Below are 19,128 nucleotides of genomic sequence, written 5' to 3' on the forward strand. Positions count from 1 at the left end.
CGGCCGGGTATCCCGGCCGCCGACATTCACTGGTGCGGGCGCACGGCACGTGCCGTGCGCCGGCAAGGGGTGGCTAGGCCTTGTCCTTGGCGTCGGGGGTCGAGATCGACCCTTGGGCCTCGAGGTCGTGGAGCTGGCCCTCGATGTAGGACTTCAAGCGGGAGCGGTAGTCGCGCTCGAAGCCGCGCAGCTGGTCCAGCTTGCGTTCGAGGACCGACTTCTGCTCTTCGAGGGAGTTGAGCGTCTTGGTGCTCTTGTCCTCGGCGTCGGAGACGAGCTTGGCGGCCTGCTGCTGGGCCTCGGCGATGATCTTGTCGCGCTGCTCGACGCCGGCGCCGACGTACTCGTCGTGCAGGCGCTGGGCCATGGCCAACACGCCGGCGGCGGACTCGGCCGAGCCGCCGCTGGCTGCCGCGGACGGGGCGGGAGCGGCTGTTTCGGCTGCGGGGGCAGCCGGTGCGGCAGGTGCCTTGGAGGCGGCGTCCTGGGCGGTGGCGTCGCCGGCGGCTGCTTCGGCGGCGTCGTTGTCCTGGTCGACGGTGCCCACCACGGGCTTCTCGTCGGCGGCGGGTGCGGCCTCGGTGGCCGGTGCCGCGGCGACGGGTGCGGGAACGCTGCCGGTCTCGGCGTCGGAGCCGCCCAGCTCGCTGACACGCTGGCGCAGTTCCTCGTTCTCCTGGTTCAGTCTGCGGAGTTCGACGACGATCTCGTCCAGGAAGTCGTCAACTTCGTCCTGATCGTAGCCTTCCCGGAACTTGGTCGGCTGGAAACGTTTGTTGACTACATCTTCAGGCGTGAGCGCCATCTGGTCACCTCGATACTTAGTTCTCTCCCCGGCCGCCTGATTGCGGCCCGAGGGCGATTACACCGGTTGTATGGACTGGGCCGGTAATGGCCCGGCCAGCTTCCTATTTCAAGACTATAACGTTTCGCGCATCGAAGACTAACCCCGCAACGATCCGCGGCGGAAGACCCTATCCCCCGATGTTCAGCACGATCACCTTGGCGATGATGACGGCGAAGTAGAGGATCAGGAACGCCAGGTCCAGGCGCATGCCGCCCAGGTCCAGCGGTTTGATGCGGGAGCGGAGCCAGCGCATCGGCGGGTCGGTGATCCGGTAGACGAAGCTGGCCACGATCAGCGCCAGCCCGCGCGGTCGCCAGGAGCGGGCGAACATCTGCACGATGTCGTAGACGATCCTGAGCATGAGCAGGACCTGGATGACGGTCAGGACCGCATAGATGAGTCCAAGGAGAATATTCACGGTGCGGGGCGGCTGCTAGCTCTGGTTGAAGAACGTCGCGGTGTCCTCGGAGGACTTCTTGTCCTCGCCCAGGACCTCGACCGTCGCCGGTGAGAGCAGGAACACCTTGTTGGTGACCCGCTCGATGCTGCCGTGCAGCCCGAACACCAGACCGGCGGAGAAGTCGACCAGGCGCTTGGCGTCGCCCTCGCCCATGTCGGTGACGTTCATGATGACCGGGATGCCGTCACGGAAGCTCTCGCCGATGATCTTGGCGTCGTTGTAGGAGCGGGGGTGAACCGTGGTGATCTGCCGCAATGAAAAATCCTCGTCCCTGGAAGAAGGCGCGCGCTTGATGGGGGTGACCGGTGCCCGGTATTCCGTCTCCGGTTCCGCGGCGAGGGCCACCGGGGCCTTCTCCGGCTCCACGCGGGCGGGTTCGGGCCGCCGCTGCTCGGCGACCTCGTTGTTCTCGTCCTCGTAGTGCTCGTCACCGTCGGCGAGTCCCAGGTAGATCATTGTCTTGCGCAAGGCGCCAGCCATGGTCTTCTCCTTATGATCGTGCGCGGCGAGGGGTCTTCTCCCGCGTGAGTCTCCGCTGGGAATGACGCTACAGCACCGGTGGGCGGGGACCGAGGACATCGGAGCCGACACGGAGGTGTGTCGCCCCCGCCGCCACGGCCTGCTCCAGGTCGTGGCTCATGCCCGCCGAGATCCAGGTGGCCTGCGGATGGTTGGACCGCACCTCCTCGGCGATCCGCGCGAGGCGTTCGAAGGCCGGGGTCGGGTCCTCGCCCAGGGGGGCGACGGCCATGAGGCCGCGCAGTGCGAGGCCGTCGGTCTCCGCCACCTGGTCCGCCAGCCGGCCGACCTCTGCGGGATCGGCGCCGCCGCGGGCGGTTCCGGACTCGTTCCCGGCCGCGTCCGTGGCATCACGCAGGTCCACCTGGATCAGCGTCTCCAAGGCAGCGCGGGGTGCGTCGCCCAGCTCGGCGCGGCGTTCGTTTTCCCGTCGCATGGCCTTGCCCAAGGCCGCTGCCAGGGAGTCGCGGTCCAGCGAATGCACGGCACGGGCGTACCGCACCACGGTTTTGGCCTTGTTGGCCTGCAGCTGGCCGATGAAGTGCCAGTCCAGCTCGAGATCGGCCAGCTCGGCGGCCTTCGCGGAGGCTTCCTGGTCACGGTTCTCCCCCACGTGGCGCACGCCCAGGCCGTGGAGCAGGCGGACGTCGGTGGCGGGGAAGAACTTCGTGACCACCACCAGTTGGGGCTCCCGGGTGCGGCCGGCCGCTGCGGTGGCCGCGGTGATGCGCGAGTGCACCGCGTCCAACCGCTGCTCCAGGTCGGTGCGGCGGTCGGTGCCATCCGGGGTCGTCTCCAGCGGGGTCATGCGGTCCTCCTAGGCGGCCGTGCCGGATCCGGCCGGCCAGATGATGCCCGCCAGGCGTCCCGTGCGGGGATCGCGGCGGTACGAGAAATAGCGGGGGTCCTCCAGGGTGCAGATCCCCGTGGAGGTTACCTGGACCCCGAGCCCGGCCAGCTGCCGGGCGGCCGCTCCGGGCAGGTCCAGTGACGGGGTGCCCCAGGACGTGGTGGCCGCAACGCCCGGCAGCTCGGCGTCGGCCTCGGAGGCCATCGCGGCCGGGACCTCGTAGCAGGCGCCGCAGACGGCCGGGCCGATCCACGCGTGGATGTCGTCGGCTCCGCAGTGCCGAAGCGCCTGGATCGTTTGCTGCAGGATCCCCCCGAGCAGGCCCTTCCGGCCTGCGTGGGCCACGGCGGTGGCCAGGCCGCCGTTGTGGGTCGAGGCGGCGAAGACCACGGGCAGGCAGTCGGCGACCATGACCGCCAGGGGTACCGAGCCGTCGGCGCAGACCATGGCATCGGCGTCGGGTCCCCATCCCGGGCCGGTGTCGGCGGCCGCCGGTGCGGCGGTTTCGGCCGGTTGCCCGGCCTCGGTGGTTCCGGGAACCCGGTGCACGCGGATCGAATGCGTCTGGTTCATGAACTGCAGCGCCCCGGCGTCGAGTCCCAGGGACGCCTCGAGGCAGCGGCGTCGTTCCAGGACGGCGTCCGCGCGGTCCCCGACGTGCAGCGCCAGGTTCCCCTCGGTGGCCGAGGTGAAGGCGAGATGGGCCGCCGTCGTGCCGTCGAAGTCGAAGCGGAGCATGGCCGACCTCCTCGTGGATGGGACGACGGCGCGCCGCCCGGTCGGGCAACGCGCCGTCGGGGCCGGCCGGGGCCCCGTGGGGGCTACTTCAGGAAGTCGGGGACGTCCAGGTCGTCGTGCGAGGAGGACGTGAGGTCCTGCTCGACGACGTTGGGCAGCTCCTCGTATCCGGAGGCGGCCGGGGCAGCCTCCGGTGCGGAGGATGCGGAGAAGCCGGACTGGCTGGACTGCGCCGATGCGGCTCCCTGGGCGGGGGCCAGCGGGATGGTGCCCGGCACCGTCGTCGGGATGGCCTGCTGGGGTGCCTGCTGCGCGGTGTTCTGCTGGGGCATCTGCTTCGGCTGGGCCGGGGCGCTGGTGACGTCGACCTGGTCGAATCCGGCGGCGATGACCGTCACGCGGGCCTCGTCGCCGAGGGCGTCGTCGATGACGGCGCCGAAGATGATGTTGGCCTCGGGGTGGGCCACTTCCTGGACCAGGCGGGCCGCCTCGTTGATCTCGAACAGGCCGAGATCGGATCCGCCCTGAATGGAGAGCAGCACGCCATGGGCACCGTCGATGGAGGCCTCGAGCAGCGGCGAGGCGATGGCCAGTTCCGCTGCCTTGACGGCACGGTCGTCGCCGCGCGCGGAACCGATGCCCATCAGCGCGGAACCGGCCCCTTGCATCACGGACTTCACGTCGGCGAAGTCGAGGTTGATCAGGCCCGGGGTGGTGATCAGGTCGGTGATGCCCTGGACGCCGGACAGCAGCACCTGGTCGGCGGACCGGAAGGCATCAAGCACCGAGACGTTGCGGTCGCTGATCGAGAGCAGCCGGTCGTTCGGGATGACGATCAGGGTGTCGACCTCGTCACGCAGGGCGTCGATGCCCGACTCGGCCGAGGTCGCGCGGCGGCGGCCCTCGAACGTGAACGGGCGGGTGACCACGCCGATGGTCAGGGCGCCGAGCGAGCGGGCGATGCGGGCCACGACGGGGGCGCCGCCGGTGCCGGTGCCGCCGCCTTCGCCGGCGGTGACGAAGACCATGTCGGCGCCGCGCATGACCTCCTCGATCTCCTCGGCGTGGTCCTCGGCCGCCTGGCGGCCGACCTCCGGGTTGGCGCCCGCGCCGAGGCCACGGGTCAGTTCGCGCCCCACGTCGAGCTTCACGTCGGCGTCACTCATGAGGAGCGCCTGCGCGTCGGTGTTGATCGCAATGAATTCGACGCCGCGAAGGCCGACCTCGATCATGCGGTTCACGGCGTTGACGCCGCCACCGCCGATACCGACGACCTTGATGACGGCGAGGTAGTTCTGTGGAGCTGCCACGTCCTGTGTCCCTTGTTCGATGTGCTGCTGAGTCTCGGAAGCTTCAACTGGACCAACCTTAACCCTCAACTTGAGGGTTAGAGTTATGTCAAGTAACTGCTAGTAAGACGCTATGTTTTGCGTCCCCGGCATGCAACGACCGCCGCCGCGTGTCGCTCCATTGTCCTGCGGCGTTCCCCCGCCGGTGCCGTCGCGCTCACCGCGTGACCGGATGGTCGGGGGTGCTCACGTCGAAGGTGTCGACGCCCTGCTGCTTCTTGTCCTTCAGAAACGCGGTGAGCACGCGGGCCTTGTCGCCGCTGCGCTCGTCGCTGCCCCACAGGACCGTCTTCCCGTCCTTCAACGTCAACTCCACGGAGTCGACCGTCTGCGCGCTGGCATGGTCCAGCTTCTTCAGTGCCGATGGCGGCAACGCGGCCAGGACATGGGTCAGCGAGGCGAAGACCTTCGGATCCTGCGTCGACTTCTTCCCGTCGATCAGCGGCAGCTTCACGCTGGTGCGCTTCTTGACCGTGCTGAGCGTCCGGCCGTCCTCGGCCACGACGTCGTACGAGGAGGAGCCGTTCTTCACGATGGCGACCGGGGAGTACTCCACGATCTGCACCTCGAGGGTGCCCGGCGCGTGGGCCTGGACGATCACGTCCCGGATCGGCAGCTGGTTGGCCAGCAGTTCCTTGACCGATGCCGGGCCGATCCGCGGCAGCGGGGTGCCCTTGAGTGGCTCCAGCGACTGGTTGATGGTCTTCGTGGACACCAGCTTGTTGCCCTCGACGGTGATCGTCTGGACCGCCAGCAGCGGGGAGTACAGCAGCACGAGCATCAGCGCGACGATGGCCGCCACCACGGACCCGCCGATCCACAGCACGCGGCGGCGCAGACGCCGGCCGGGGGCCTCGGGCAGGGCGAGGACGTTCGCGCCCTCGGCGGGGCCGCGGCTCATGCGCCGGTGCCCAACGTCGCCACGATGTCCTGGCCGAGCTCGGTGACGTCCCCGGCGCCGATGGTCATCACGATGTCGCCGCGGCGCGCCGCCTCGGCGATCCGGTCGGCCACCTCGTCGCGGCCCACCAGTCCGCCGTCGGTCTCGAGGGCATCGGCGACGAGCGCGGCGGTCACCCCGGGCAACGGCTGCTCGCGGGCCGGATAGATGTCCAGGACCAGCGCGGTGTCGGCCAGCGAGAGCGCCTGGGCGAACTGCGCCCAGAACTCCCGGGTCCGGGTGAACAGGTGGGGCTGGAAGACCACGTGCACACGGCCCCGGTCACCGGCCACCGACCGGCCCGCGCGCAGTGCGGCCAGGACCTCGGTGGGGTGGTGGGCGTAGTCGTCGTAGACGCGCACGCCGGAGGCCTCGCCGCGGAACTCGAAACGCCGGGCGGCACCGGCGAAGGCCGCCAGGCCCGCCGCCGCCGCCTCCGGTTCCAGCCCGCAGTCCAGTCCGATGGCGAAGGCCGCGGCGGCGTTGAGCAGGTTGTGGTCCCCCGGGACGGCCAGCGACAGCCGGTGGGATTCGCCGCTCCCCCAGTCCAGCTGGCAGGCATAGCGGCCACCCTCCGGGGCGGCATCGCCCAGCCGGCGATCGGCGGCGTCCGAGAAGCCGTAGGTCTGCACGCGTACCAGCGGGCGTTCGCGGCGGATGCGCTGGGCCAGCGCCCAGGCGCCGGGGTCGTCGGCGCAGGCGACCAGCAGACCGCCATCGGGCAGCAGGTCGGCAAAGCGGTGGAAGCTCTCGTGGACGGCGGCTTCGGTGCCGTAGTGGTCGAGGTGGTCGGCCTCGATGTTGGTCACCACGATCGCGTCCGGGCGGTAGTTCAGGAACGAGGCATCGGATTCATCCGCCTCGGCCACGAAGATCCGGCCCGCGCCGTGTTCGGCGTTGACCCCCAGCCCCGCCACGTTCGCCCCGATGGCAAAGGACGGGGAGAGCCCGGCCTCGCGCAGCATGACGGCGATCAGCGAGGTCGTGGTGGTCTTGCCGTGGGTGCCGCAGACGGCGACGACATGGTGGCCGTCCATGGTCGCGGCCAGCCCCTCGGACCGGTGCAGGATCCGCAGTCCGCGGGAGAGGGCCTCGTCGTACTCGGGGTTCCCGGCCTTGATGACCGAGGAGACGACGACGGTGTCGGCCTCCGGCAGGGCGGCCGCGGAGTACCCGACGTGGATGCCGGCGCCCAGGGCGCGCAGCTCGTCCAGGACGGGGAGTTCCTTGGCGTCGCTGCCGGTGACGGCGACGCCCTGGGCGAGCATCAGGCGGGCGACGGCGGAGACCCCGACACCGCCGATGCCCATGAGGTGGACGCGGCCCAGGTCGGCCAGGGCGTGTAGCTGTTGCATGTGCCTAGTGTCCCATCTGCGGCGTCTCGCCGGCGGTGTGGGCCCGTGCGGTGTCGAGCACGATCCCGGCCATCCGGGCGGCGGCGTCCCGGCGGCCCTGGGAGCCGGCTGCGGCGGCCATGGTGTCCAGCCGGGGGGTGTCGGCCAGCAGCTGGGGAAGCTCCCGCACCACGTAGTCGGCGGTGAATTCCGCATCGGGGACGACGACGGCGCCGCCGGCGCCGGCCAGGCCACGGGCGTTCAGTGCCTGCTCGCCGTTGCCGATGGGCAGCGGCACGAGGATCGAAGGCAGGCCCACGGCCGCGACCTCGCAGACCGTCCCTGCCCCGGCGCGCGCCACCAGCAGGTCCGCGGCGGCATACGCCTGGTCCATGCCGTCCACGTATTCGACCTGGTGGTAGCCGGGCAGCGACAGGGCGGTCCCGTCGTCGTCCCTCATGGCCTTGCCCTGGCCGGTGACGTGCAGAGTCTGGAAGCCGGGGCCGCCCGGTTCGGCGGCCAGGCGCCGCAGGCCGGCGATGAGGGCCCGGTTGATCGACTGGGCGCCGGAGGATCCGCCGGTGACCACCAGCGTGGGGATCCGCGGGTCGAGGCCGAGCGCGCTGCGTGCGCCCTCCCGGGCGGCTGCACGGTCCAGCCCGGCGATCCGGGCGCGCATCGGCATCCCGACCAGCTCGGCCCCGGGCAGGCCCGTGTCTTCGAAGGCGGTGCCGACGGCGGCGGCAAAGCGGGCGCCGACCTTGTTCGCGATCCCGGCCTTGGCGTTGGCCTCGTGCACGACGACGGGGATCGACAGGCTGCGGGCGGCCAGGTAGACCGGGGTGCAGACGTAGCCGCCGACCCCGACGACGACGTCTGCCTCCGCCCGGCGCAGGATCCTCCGGGCGCCGCGGACCGCCGCCGCGAAGCGCCACGGCAGCTTCAGCAGGTCCGGGGAGGGGCGGCGCGGCAGCGGCACGCGGGCGATCGTCTCCAGCTCGTACCCGGCGGCCGGGACGAGCCGGGTCTCCATGCCGGTCGGCGTGCCGACCATGCGGATCCCGGCCCGGGGTTCGGCGGCTCGCACGGCATCGGCGATGGCGAGCATCGGCGACACGTGCCCGGCGGTGCCGCCGCCGGCCATCACCACGGAGGGGCTGGGGGTCATCGGGGGCTCTTCCTGGTCGAGGCGGACGGGGTGGCGGCGGCGGGGTCCGACGTCGCGTCGGGACGGGACCGGGCAAAGCAGAGCACGACGCCGACAGCCATCAGGGCCAGCATCAGCGCCGAACCGCCCGAGGAGATGAAGGGCAGCGGGACGCCGATGACCGGCAGCAGCCCGGTGACCATGCCGATGTTCAGGAACGCCTGGCCGATCAGCCAGGCCATGATCCCGCCGGTGGCGATCCGCACGAAGTTGTCCTGGTGCCGTGCGGCGACCCGGTACATCGCCACGGCCAGGATCGCGAACAGCAGCAGGACGACGATGGTGCCCAGCAGGCCCAGTTCCTCGCCCAGGATGGTGAAGATGAAGTCGTTGGAGGCCTCGGGGATGTAGTTCCACTTCTGCCGGGATTGCCCGAGCCCGACGCCCCACCAGCCGCCGGAGGCCAGCGCGTAGAGGCCCTGGGTGGACTGGTAGCAGGCGGCGGGCTGGGTGTCGCAGTTCAGGCCCAGCCACGCGTAGATGCGGGTCATGCGGTTGCCGGAGACCAGGACCATCAGGATCGCGCCGGCGGCGCCGATGGCACCGGCGACGGCGAAGAGCTTGAGCCGCACGCCGCCCAGGAAGAGCGTGGCGACCAGCACCAGTCCGATGACCAGCGCCGTGCCCAGGTCGTGTCCGACCAGCACCAGGCCCAGCAGCACGATGCCCCCGGGGAAGAGCACCGGGATCAGCGCGTGCGGGGTCTGGTCGATGAGCTTGGCCTTCTTGCTCAGCACGGCGGCGGCCCAGACGGCCAGGGCCAGCTTGGCTGCCTCGGAGGGCTGGGCCGTGAACGAGCCGATGGCGAGCCAGTTGCGGTTGCCGTAGATCTCGACCCCGAGCGGGGTGAGCACGAGCAACAGCAGGACCACGCTGGTGAACAGGGCCGGCCACGCCAGCTTCTTGAACAAGTGCAGGGGGAAGCGGGAGATGATGAGCATCATCACGACCCCGACGACCGACCAGGTGGCCTGTTTGGCGAACTGGTCGTAGGAGGAGGCATCGGGATTTTGGCTGATGGCCTCCACGGACGAGGAGGAGAGGACCATCATCAGCCCGATCACCGTCAGCGCCAGCGTGCTGCCCAGGATCAGGTAGTAGCCGGTGCGGCCGTCCTTGCGCGGATCGCCCTCGATCCAGCGCCAGAAGCGGGTCACGGGCCCTTCGGCGGCCGCGGCGCTGCCGCGGCCCTTCTCGCGGCTGGCAGCCGATGCCGGGCGGCGGGAGACGACGGCGGGACGGTCCTGCCGCGGGGTGGCTGGCCGGGTGGCCCCGGCTCCCGGAGCCCGCGTGGTCCCGGCCGGGGTCGCGGACATATCGCGGCCGGACGGCCGGCTGGTCCCCCCGCTGCTGCCCGTCCTGCGGATCCGGGGCTTGCGTCCCGACCCTCCGGGTGGGCGTGTTGTGGGGGGTTCCACGCGTACTCCTTAGTTCTCTTCGTCCTCCATGAGCCGGCTGACCGCTTCGATGAAGGCGTTGCCGCGGTGTGCGTAGGAGGTGAATTGGTCCATCGACGCGGCCGCCGGGGCCATCAGCACGGTGTCACCGGCCTGGGCAAGGCCCGCCGCCGCTTCGACGGCTGCGGCCATCACCGTGGTTCCCCGTTGCTGCCGGTCCGAGGCGTCCGCTGTCTGTGTACCAGTTTCGCCTACGGGCGCCTCGATCACCTGCACCATGGGCGCGTGTCGTTCCAATGCGCCCCGCAGGGCGCTGGTGTCGGTGCCGATGAGCACCACGGCGCGCAGCCTCGGGGCGAACCGGGTCACCAGTTCGGAGTAGTCCACGCCCTTGGACAGCCCGCCGGCGATCCAGACGACAGAGGTGAAGGCGCCCAGCGAGGCCGCGGCGGCATGGGGGTTCGTGGCCTTGGAGTCGTTGATCCACAGGATGTCGTCCCGCCGGGCGACGGCCTGGATGCGGTGCTCGCCGCGGTCGAACCCCCGCAGTCCCTCGCGGACGGCGCCTGGCTCGACGCCGTAGGCGCGGACCAGGGCCGCTGCGGCCAGCGCGTTGGCCACCATGTGCCGTGGGGCCACTCCTCCGAAGTCCTCGAGCGAGGCGAGTTCGGCGGCGGTGTCCTGGCGCTGTTCGAGGTAGGCCCGGTCGACCAGCAGGTCGTCGACGACGCCGAGCATGCTGCGGGCCGGCGTCCCGGTGGTGAAGCCGATCGCCCGGCAGCCCTCGATGACGTCCGCCTCCTCGACCATCCGTTCGGTCACCGGTGCGTCGACGTTGTAGACCGCGGCGATGCGCGTGCGTTCGTAGATCCTGGCCTTGTCGGCCTGGTACTGCTCGAAGGAGCCGTGCCAGTCCACGTGGTCCTGGGCGATGTTCAACACCACCGCGGCCAGCGGCGACATGGTGTGGGTGTAGTGCAGTTGGAAACTTGAGAGCTCGACGGCGATCACGTCGTACCCCTCGGGGTCGCGCACCGCGTCGAGAATGGGCGTTCCGACGTTGCCCGCGGCGACGGCTCGCAGCCCCGCGGCCTGCAGCATGGCCTCGGTCATGCCGACGGTGGTGGTCTTGCCGTTCGTTCCCGTGATGACCAGCCATTCGGCGCTCTTGCGCCCGGCGCGTTCGTTGACGCGCCAGGCCAGCTCGACGTCGCCCCAGATCGGGATCCCGGCGTCGGCGGCCGCGGCCAGCAGGGGGTGGTGCGGCGCCCAGCCCGGCGAGGCGACCACGAGGTCGGCTAGCTGCCCGTCGACGCTTGGCAGTGCCCGGGTGTGTTGGTCGCCGAGCAGGACCTCGTGGGCGCCGACGATGCGCAGCGTGTCGGCCCGGGAGGCGCTTTCGGCCCCGGCCCCGGAATCCACGACGACGACGGCGGCACCGAGTTCGATGAGGGTGTCGGCGGCCGAGAATCCGGTCAGTCCCAGGCCGGCCACGACGACGCGCAGGCCCTTCCAGTCGGCGTCCCAGCTGGTCAGCTGGTCCAGTCGTGCGCTCACAGCCCCAGCACCCATTCGCCGTAGAAGATCCCCGCGGCCGCGGCGACGAGCAGGCCGCACAGGATCCAGAAGCGGACGACGATGGTGACCTCGGCCCAGCCCTTGAGCTCGAAGTGGTGTTGCAGCGGTGCCATGAGGAAGACCCGCTTGCCGCCGGAGATCTTGAAGTACCCGACCTGGATGATGACCGAGAGCGAGATGATCACGAACAGGCCGGCGAGCACGATGAGGAGGATCTCGGTGCGCGAGAGGATGGCGAACGCCGCGACGGCGCCGCCGATGGCCAGCGAGCCGGTATCCCCCATGAAAATCTGTGCCGGGGAGGTGTTCCACCAGAGGAAGCCCACGAGGGCGCCGCTGAGGATCGCGCCGAGCAGTGCCAGGTCCATGGGGTCGCGGATCTCGTAGCACACCGATCCGATGGAGCGGGAGGATCCGCAGGCCTGGTTGAACTGCCAGATCCCGATCAGCGTGTAGGCGCCGAAGACCATGATCGACGCCCCGGTGGCCAGCCCGTCGAGGCCGTCGGTGAGGTTCACGCCGTTGGTGGCCGCGGTCACGATCACGTTCGACCAGATGATGAACAGGATCGCCCCGACGACGGGCCCGAAAAAGGCCAGGTCCAACGCGGTGTCCCGGGTGAAGGAGATGTGGGTCGAGGCCGGGGAGAGGCCCTTGCCGTTCGGGAACTGAAGCGCCAGGACGGCGAAGATGATGCCGACGGCTGCCTGGAGCGTGAGCTTCTGCCAGGCCCGCAGTCCGAGGCTGCGCTGCTTGGAGATCTTGATGTAGTCGTCCAGGAACCCCACGAAGCCCATGCCGGTCATGAGGAACAGCAGGATCAGCCCGCTGGCCGTGGGGCCTGGCGAATGGTCAGCGGTCAGCATCAGGATGCCATGCGTGCCGAAGTAGGCCACGAGCACCGCGAACACGATGAGGGCGCCGCCCATGGTGGGGGTACCGCGCTTGGTGTGGTGCGAGGTCGGCCCGTCGTCGCGGACGAACTGGCCGTAGCTCTTGCGGGTCAGCAGCTTGATGAAGGCGGGGGTCCCCGCGAACGAGAGGATCAGCGCGATGGTCGCGCCCATGAGCAGGGCGATCATCGGGCGTCCCCTGTTTCGCTGGCCACCGGAGCGACCGGCGCCGTGGGCGCGGTGTCGGCGGCGACACGGTCGCCCAGATGGCGCAGGCCGGATGAGTTGGAGGACTTGAACAGGACGATGTCTCCGGGTTCCAGCTGGTCGTGCAACAGCCGCTCGGCGTCGTCGGTGGTCTCGACGTAGTACGCCTCGTCCCCCCAGCTGCCTTCGAGCACGGCTGAGTTGTGGGCGGCCTTCGCCCCCCGGCCGACCACCACCAGCTTCTTGATGTTCAGTCGCACCGCGAGGCGGCCGACGAGGTCGTGTTCGTGCACGGATTCCGCGCCCAGCTCGAGCATCTCGCCCAGCACGGCCCAGGTACGGCGGGCCGTGCCGTCGGGGCCGGGCAGGCCCAGCTCGGCCAGCGTGCGCAGGGCGGCACGCATGGATTCGGGGTTCGCGTTGTACGCGTCGTTGATGATGCTCACGCCGTCTGCGCGTTCGGTGCGTTCCATCCGCCAGCGGCTGGCGGGACCGCGGTCCTGCAAGGTTGCCGCGATGGTCGCCCCGTCGATCCCCAGGCTGTAGGCTGCGGCGGCCGCCGCCAGCATGTTCGAGACGTGGTGCCGTCCGATCAACCCGCCGCGCACGTGGTGGGTGCTGCCGTCGGGCAGTGCCAGGGTGAACTCGGGGTACCCGCCATCGCCGATGACGATGTCGGAGGCCGAGACCGGGGCGGGTGTTCCGCCGTCGTCCATGCCGAATCCGAGGACCGTCGCGCCGGTGCGCGAGGCCATGGCCGCGACGCGGGGGTCGTCCAGGTTCAGGATGGCGGTGCCGTCGGCCGGCAGGGCCTCGACCAGTTCGCCCTTGGCGCGGGCGATGTTCTCCACGCCACCGAACTCCCCGGCGTGGGCGGTTCCCACGCACAGCACGACGCCGGTACCGGGCCCGACCATGTCCGTCAGGTAGGTGATGTGCCCGATGCCGGTGGCCCCCATCTCGATGACCAGGTACCGGGTGTCGGCGGTGGCGTTGAACACGGTCAACGGAACGCCGACTTCGCCGTTGTAGGAGCCGATCGGTGCCACGGTGGGGCCGGCGGTGGAGAGGATCGCTGCGAGCAGGTCCTTGGTCGTGGTCTTGCCGGCGGACCCGGTGATGCCCACCACCTGCGTTCCGCCGGCGCGCAGCACGCCCACGATGTGGGCGGCGAGCCGGCCCATGGCGATGACCGCATCCTCGACGACGACTGCGGGGTGGACGGCACCGGCGGCGTCCAGTGTCTCGCGTTCGGCCAGGGCCAGGACAGCGCCGGCGTCGAAGGCGCGGTCGATGAAGTGGTGTCCGTCGGACACGTCGCCGGGTTTGGCGACGAACAGCCAGCCGGGGGCGCATTCGCGCGAGTCCGTGGCGACGCCGGACACGGAGGTCCCGGGCATGGCGGTGGCCGTGATGCGCCCGCCGGTGATGGACGCGATATCGGCTGCAGTCAGTTCAATCATGGCTCTCCGACTTTACCCGTTGGCCGTCGGCTCGGTGGAATCGCCCTCGGCGGGCCGGGGGGCATGGCCGGCTGCTGCCAGTGCCTGGCGCAATTCGGCGCGGTCGTCCAGGGCGACGTTGGTGCCGGCGACGTCCTGCCAGACCTCGTGGCCCCGGCCGGCGACCAGGATGGTGTCTTGGGGCCGGGCCATGGCCACCGCCGCGACGATGGCATCGGCGCGCGGGAAGACCTCCGAGACCTGGCTGGAGAGGCCTTCGGCCGCGACGGCCTGCAGGGCCCCGTCCAGGACCTGGCGCCGGATTCCGCCGGGTTCCTCGCTGTGGGGATCATCATCCGTGACGATCACGACGTCGGCGTGTCGCGCGGCAACGGCGCCCATGGTGGCGCGTTTGGTGGAGTCCCGGTCGCCGGTGGCGCCGAAGACGACGATCACCCGGGCGCCCGGATGGTGGCCGCGGACGGCGCCGATCGCCCGTTCCAGTGCATCGGAGTTGTGGGCGAAGTCGACCACTGCCGCAGGTTCCTCGCAGACGACCTGCATCCGACCCGGCACGGCGACGGTCAGGGGGTCGGCGTCGTCCAGGGCCCGCTGGAGCTCGTCCAGCCCCACCCCCGTGGCGTGGACCATCAGGACCGCCAAGGCCGCATTGGAGACGTTGAACAACCCCGGAAGGCCGGTGTGTGCGCGCAGCACCGCACCGTCTGGGCCATGCAATTCGAAGTCGTGCCCGAGGCCGCGGGGGGCGATCGCCTCCACCCGCCACGCTTCTCCGGGCAGGTCCTGCTCGGCGGCGGTGTCGTCGGCGGGGACGGTGCGCAGGGTCACCACCCGGGCACCGGCGGAACGGGCCATGCGCCGGCCCCATTCGTCGTCGACCGTGATCACTGCGGTGTCGCTGCGACCGGCCTCGAAGAGACGGGCCTTGGCCTCGAAGTAGGCCTGCATGCTTCCGTGCAGGTCCAGATGGTCCTGGGTCAGGTTCGTGAACCCGGAGACTCCGAAGCGCATCCCGCCGACGCGCTCGTAGTCAATCGAATGGGAGGAGACCTCCATGGCGACCGTGTCGACCCCGGCCGCGCGCATGCGGGCCAGCAGGGCGTGCAGCTGCGGCGCCTCGGGGGTGGTCAGCACGCTGGGGATGCGTGTGCCGTCCGCCACGATCTCGATGGTGCCGATCAGCCCGGTCCGCTGGCCGAGGGCACGCAGGAGCGAGGTCGCGAAGTAGGTCGTGGTGGTCTTGCCATTGGTGCCCGTCACGCCGATCAACCCGAGTCCGGGGTCGTCGGAGCCGTAGAGGCCGGCAGCCACGGGGCCGACGGCCGCACGCACGGATTCCACGACCAGGACCGGCAGTCCGCTGGCGGCTGCACGCGCGGCCCCGCCCTCGTCCGCGAGGATCGCAGCGGCGCCGGCGGCCGCTGCGGCGGCCGCGAAGTCGGCGCCATGGCTGCGTGCACCCGGGACTGCGGCATAGACGTCCCCGGGGAGGACGGCCCGCGAGTCGAGGCACACACCCGAGACCGTTGTCTGCGCCTCCCCTTCCACCCGGGCGGCAATGCCACGCTGCCGCAACTGTTCGAGCAGTTCCTGCAGGCGCAGTCGGGGCGCCGTCTCGGGTCGGAACGCCCGCTCGGCGTCCTGGGGCGCGGGCTGCACTGTGTCTACCATCCGTAGTCCTGCTTGGTGCCGACGAAGACCTTGTACGGGTTCGGCTTCTCGGTCGTGGGTGGAACGTTGTAGCTGTTGAGGGTCTGGGACATGATCTTTTTGAAGGTATCGGCGACGGTGAAGCTGCGCCAATTGCCCTTGGGCCGCTGCATCGTCACGGCCACCAGGTACTTCGGATCGTCGATGGGCGCCATGCCGACGAACGAACTGGTGTAGCCGTCGAGTTCGCCGGTCGGTCCCGCCGCTTGCCCCGTGCCGGATTTGCCGCCAATGCGGTAGCCGTCGATGCCCATGTCCCAGCCGGTGCCGTCCGTCACGACGGTCTCCATCATCCGCCGCATCTCCTTCGAGGTCTTCTCGGAGACGATGCGCTTCTTCTCCACGTTCTTGCGTTCATGCTCGGTGCCGTCAGGCTCGATGTAGGACTCGATCAGGCTCGGCTCGATCTGCACGCCGCCATTGGCGATGGCCTGGAAGATCTTGGCCGTGTGAAGCGCCGTCTGGCTGTATCCCTGGCCGAACATCGTCGTGTACTGCTGCCGCCGATCCCAGCGTTCCGGGGGAACGAAGATGCCCTTGTTCACCGGCAATCCGATGTCGATGTCCTGGCCGATGCCGAACTTCTTCATCCATTCGTAGCGCTGCTCGTTGGTCAGCCTGCTGCCGATCATGGTCGTGCCGGTGTTGTAGGACCGGGCGAAGATCCCGGCCGCCGTCATGTTGAACGTCTGGTGTTCGAGCGAGTCGTGGATGACCTCGCCACCGATCTTGTAGGCGTGCGGGACCTTGAAATGATCCAACGGTTCCACGACGCCTTCTTCCAGAGCTGCGGCAAAGGTCGCGGCCTTCCCGGTCGATCCGGGTTCGAATGACTGCGAAACGGTGGTGGATCGACGGTATTTGGCTTCCGTGGCGCCGGGGTCGTTCGGGTCCACGGTCGTGGAATCGGCCAGGGCGCGGATCTTGCCCGTCTCGACTTCGATCACCACGGCGTTGACCCACTCGGCGTTGAACTGCTTCTGCTTGGCCATGACGGCTTCCTGTGCAGCCCACTGGACGTCGCTGTTGATGGTGAGCTTGACGTCCTTGCCGTCGACGGCGGGCTTCTCCTTGAGAGTGGCCATGGGGATCCGGATCCCGTCGGCGCCGATTTCGTAGGTCTTGGTCCCGGGTGTGCCGGACAGGGCCCTGTTCTGGCTCAGTTCCAGGCCCTCGGCACCGGTTTGCGACGTCCCGTTATCACTCGAGCGCAGGAACCCGAGCACGGATCCAGCGACACTGCCATTGGGGTATTCCCGCTCGAACCGCTTCTGGCTGCTGATCCAGGGAAGCGCCACGTCGAGCACCTGGTTGCGCGTTTCGGGGGTGATTCCCTTGGCGATGACCGAGTACCCCTTCTTCTTGGCGCCCTCGGCGCCCATGATGGAGGTCTTCAAGGTCTCCTCGTCGATGCCCAGGATCGGGGCCAGCTCCTTGATGGCATCGGTGGTCTGGACGAGTTCGCGGTCGCCTTTGGCGTTGCGGCGCTTGAATTCGGTCTTCACCTGGCGCTGGTCGACGACGAGGTCGTACCGCTCGAAGCTGGCTGCGAGGATCTTGCCGGAGGAGTCGAGGATGCTGCCGCGGACCGGCTGTTCGGCGACTTCGCGGATCCGCTGGCCGGTCGCTCGTTCGGCCGCAGCTGTCGGGTCCAGCCCCTGGACCAGGAAGAGCCGTCCGCCGAGCAGGACCAACAGGACCATGGCGATCGCAAGACCCGTACGGAGTCGTCGGGGTTCAGCGCGCGGCGGTTTGCTGTTGCGACTCCTGGCGGGCGGCCTGACCATAGTTCATTCCTTGGGTAGCTGATCGGTTCTTCCGGGACGCCGGGCCGAACAGGCTGGGTGCCCTATTGTCCGGAGTTCTGTTGGGCCGGAGCCGGGATGGTTCCGCCGTTCAGGTCCTGCGTCGAAGATTCCTGGGTGTTTTCGATTGTCTTGTTCTCGTCCGCTGCCGTTCCCCGCTCGGCAGGAGCCCCGGCGGCATCGGTGGCCGCGGACGTTCCGTCCGTGGCCGCCTGCTCGTCGGTTCCCTTGCTGGCTGCGTGGTCGCCAGGGACCTCGGGGGCCGCTACGAGGGACGTGGGCAGTTTGCCCTTCTCCGCCGCTGTGGCCTTTCCGGTGATCTTCTGCGTGTCCAGATTGATCGCGGCCACCGCACCTGGGGTGACCATACCCAATTCTGCAGCCTTGGCGGCCACATTTTGGGGAGCTTGGAGGTTTTGCAGCTCCTGTGTCAGGGCTTCGTTCTCCTGCTTGAGTGCCTGCTCGTCTGCGTGCAGGCCAACGATGTCGTATTGGGAACTGGCGACATTGACGTTGATCACGAGCACACCGACCAGCGCGGCGAGCAGCAGGGCAAAGCAGAACACGGCGAATCCGGCCCGACGGCTGCGCTTGGTCGCCGGCACCAGGGACAGCGGGGTGCGGGGCCTGATCTCCGGGGCCTGGAGGGGTGCTGGCGACAGCTCACGGGCCGCTGTGCCGTCGGCCATGGCGTGTCCGGCATGAACTGCACGCGTCGGGGTGGCGATGCTCATGGTCAGCTCCTCCTCAGGATTCGTTCGACGGCACGCAATTTCGCAGAGGCCGCGCGGGGGTTTTCGTCGATTTCAAGATCGGTGGGCTTCTCGGTCCCCTTGGTAAGGCTCCGGAAACGGGCCTTGTGTTCCTCGAGTTCCACCGGGAACCCCACCGGGGCGGAGGATTTCGAACCGGCGGAGAAGTGTTTTTTGGTCACCTTGTCCTCGAGTGAGTGGTAGCTCATCACGACCACTCGGCCCCCGACATGCAGCGCGTCCATCGCAGCCGGAAGGGCCCGGTCCAGGACGTCGAGCTCCTCGTTGACCTCGATGCGAAGGGCCTGGAAGGTGCGCTTGGCCGGGTGCCCACCCGTCCGTGCGGCGGCCGCCGGCACGACGCTTCTGATGCTCTCGACCAGTTGCGCGGTGGTGTCGAACGGCTGCCGCGCGCGGTCCCTGACAATGGCCGATGCAATGCGGCCCGCGAACTTCTCCTCGCCCCAGGAGCGGATGATCCGCACCAGGTCGGCTTCGTCGTATTCGTTCACCACATCGGCGGCGGTCGGCCCGGTGGACGTGTCCATCCTCATGTCCAGCGGCGCATCGAACGAGTAGGCGAAGCCGCGCTCCCGTTCGTCCAGCTGCAGGGAGGAGACCCCCAAATCGAAGAGGATCCCGTCGACGCCGTCGAACCCGAGATCGGCAACAACCTCGCCCACCTCGTCATAGACGGCATGGACCAGGTCGGTCCTGTCGGAGAACGGGGCCAGCCGTTCCCCGGCGAGCGAGAGCGCCTGCTCGTCTCGGTCCAGCCCAACCAGGTGCAACCGGTCGAATCGGCGCAGAAGCGCTTCGGAGTGACCACCCATGCCCAGGGTGCAGTCGACGACGACGGCCCGTTCGCGCTGGTCGATCCCTGCCTGGATCGACGGCGCCAACAGCCCTACACAACGTTCGAGCAGCACGGGAACGTGCCGCTCGGATGTGGGACGGGGCGAGTTGCCGTCGGTCATGCCCTGTCCCCTTTCAGCGTGTCACAGCTTGCAATCGTGGTGTAGGGATTGGGCCAGATCCCCCTCCGACCCGATCCGCTCCGGCCTGGCTCCGGGGAAGTG

The 19,128-nt window shown here is 69.5% G+C and carries 17 protein-coding genes; all 17 read right to left on the reverse strand.

Annotated elements, in window-relative coordinates; genetic code table 11:
* Window positions 1-73: 73 nt before the first annotated feature.
* Window positions 74-805 (reverse strand): DivIVA domain-containing protein, encoded by a 732-nt coding sequence (locus AB8M85_RS06045; RefSeq protein ID WP_372697883.1) that lies wholly within the window; start codon window positions 803-805, stop codon window positions 74-76.
* A 169-nt stretch (window positions 806-974) separates the two neighbouring features.
* Window positions 975-1,265 carry a YggT family protein gene (locus AB8M85_RS06050; RefSeq protein ID WP_372697884.1) on the reverse strand — a complete coding sequence of 97 codons (291 nt, stop codon included), beginning with the start codon at window positions 1,263-1,265 and terminating at the stop codon, window positions 975-977.
* A 15-nt stretch (window positions 1,266-1,280) separates the two neighbouring features.
* The gene (locus tag AB8M85_RS06055; protein WP_372697885.1) at window positions 1,281-1,787 is read right to left on the reverse strand and encodes a cell division protein SepF; all 507 of its coding nucleotides are present in this window, start codon (window positions 1,785-1,787) and stop codon (window positions 1,281-1,283) included.
* Between the two features lie 67 nt (window positions 1,788-1,854).
* Window positions 1,855-2,634 (reverse strand): YggS family pyridoxal phosphate-dependent enzyme, encoded by a 780-nt coding sequence (locus AB8M85_RS06060; protein WP_372697886.1) that lies wholly within the window; start codon window positions 2,632-2,634, stop codon window positions 1,855-1,857.
* A gap of 9 nt (window positions 2,635-2,643) precedes the next feature.
* Window positions 2,644-3,414, reverse strand: a complete 771-nt coding sequence (locus AB8M85_RS06065; protein WP_372697887.1) for a polyphenol oxidase family protein — start codon at window positions 3,412-3,414, stop codon at window positions 2,644-2,646.
* An 83-nt stretch (window positions 3,415-3,497) separates the two neighbouring features.
* On the reverse strand, window positions 3,498-4,724 hold the full coding sequence (gene ftsZ / locus AB8M85_RS06070; RefSeq protein ID WP_372697888.1) for a cell division protein FtsZ: 1,227 nt from the start codon (window positions 4,722-4,724) through the stop codon (window positions 3,498-3,500).
* A 196-nt stretch (window positions 4,725-4,920) separates the two neighbouring features.
* Window positions 4,921-5,664, reverse strand: coding sequence for a cell division protein FtsQ/DivIB (locus AB8M85_RS06075; protein ID WP_372697889.1), 744 nt, complete (start codon window positions 5,662-5,664; stop codon window positions 4,921-4,923).
* Window positions 5,661-7,058, reverse strand: coding sequence for a UDP-N-acetylmuramate--L-alanine ligase (murC, locus tag AB8M85_RS06080; RefSeq protein WP_372697890.1), 1,398 nt, complete (start codon window positions 7,056-7,058; stop codon window positions 5,661-5,663). Before murC ends, AB8M85_RS06075 begins: the two co-directional genes overlap by 4 nt.
* Window positions 7,059-7,062: 4 nt before the next feature.
* Window positions 7,063-8,205, reverse strand: a complete 1,143-nt coding sequence (murG, locus tag AB8M85_RS06085) for an undecaprenyldiphospho-muramoylpentapeptide beta-N-acetylglucosaminyltransferase (protein WP_372697891.1) — start codon at window positions 8,203-8,205, stop codon at window positions 7,063-7,065.
* Window positions 8,202-9,560 carry a putative lipid II flippase FtsW gene (gene ftsW, locus AB8M85_RS06090; protein ID WP_372697892.1) on the reverse strand — a complete coding sequence of 453 codons (1,359 nt, stop codon included), beginning with the start codon at window positions 9,558-9,560 and terminating at the stop codon, window positions 8,202-8,204. The genes murG and ftsW overlap by 4 nt, the downstream gene beginning before the upstream one ends.
* 111 nt (window positions 9,561-9,671) lie before the next feature.
* Complete coding sequence (gene murD / locus AB8M85_RS06095; protein WP_372697893.1) at window positions 9,672-11,213, reverse strand: UDP-N-acetylmuramoyl-L-alanine--D-glutamate ligase; 1,542 nt, start codon at window positions 11,211-11,213, stop codon at window positions 9,672-9,674.
* Window positions 11,195-12,301 carry a phospho-N-acetylmuramoyl-pentapeptide-transferase gene (gene mraY / locus AB8M85_RS06100; RefSeq protein ID WP_372697894.1) on the reverse strand — a complete coding sequence of 369 codons (1,107 nt, stop codon included), beginning with the start codon at window positions 12,299-12,301 and terminating at the stop codon, window positions 11,195-11,197. Before mraY ends, murD begins: the two co-directional genes overlap by 19 nt.
* Window positions 12,298-13,782: a UDP-N-acetylmuramoyl-tripeptide--D-alanyl-D-alanine ligase gene (gene murF, locus AB8M85_RS06105; protein ID WP_372697895.1), complete on the reverse strand. Its 1,485-nt coding sequence runs from the start codon at window positions 13,780-13,782 to the stop codon at window positions 12,298-12,300. Before murF ends, mraY begins: the two co-directional genes overlap by 4 nt.
* Window positions 13,783-13,794: 12 nt before the next feature.
* Window positions 13,795-15,453 carry a UDP-N-acetylmuramoyl-L-alanyl-D-glutamate--2,6-diaminopimelate ligase gene (locus AB8M85_RS06110; protein WP_372697896.1) on the reverse strand — a complete coding sequence of 553 codons (1,659 nt, stop codon included), beginning with the start codon at window positions 15,451-15,453 and terminating at the stop codon, window positions 13,795-13,797.
* On the reverse strand, window positions 15,447-17,195 hold the full coding sequence (locus AB8M85_RS06115) for a peptidoglycan D,D-transpeptidase FtsI family protein (RefSeq protein WP_372697897.1): 1,749 nt from the start codon (window positions 17,193-17,195) through the stop codon (window positions 15,447-15,449). The genes AB8M85_RS06110 and AB8M85_RS06115 overlap by 7 nt, the downstream gene beginning before the upstream one ends.
* Before the next feature lie 146 nt (window positions 17,196-17,341).
* On the reverse strand, window positions 17,342-18,031 hold the full coding sequence (locus tag AB8M85_RS06120; protein ID WP_372697898.1) for a hypothetical protein: 690 nt from the start codon (window positions 18,029-18,031) through the stop codon (window positions 17,342-17,344).
* Window positions 18,032-18,033: 2 nt separating this feature from the next.
* Entirely contained in the window at window positions 18,034-19,026 is a 993-nt protein-coding gene (rsmH, locus tag AB8M85_RS06125; RefSeq protein WP_372697899.1) for a 16S rRNA (cytosine(1402)-N(4))-methyltransferase RsmH, read from the reverse strand.
* Window positions 19,027-19,128 lie beyond the last annotated feature (102 nt).

This window comes from Arthrobacter sp. JSM 101049 (assembly GCF_041679245.1).
Lineage (GTDB): Bacteria > Actinomycetota > Actinomycetes > Actinomycetales > Micrococcaceae > Arthrobacter_H.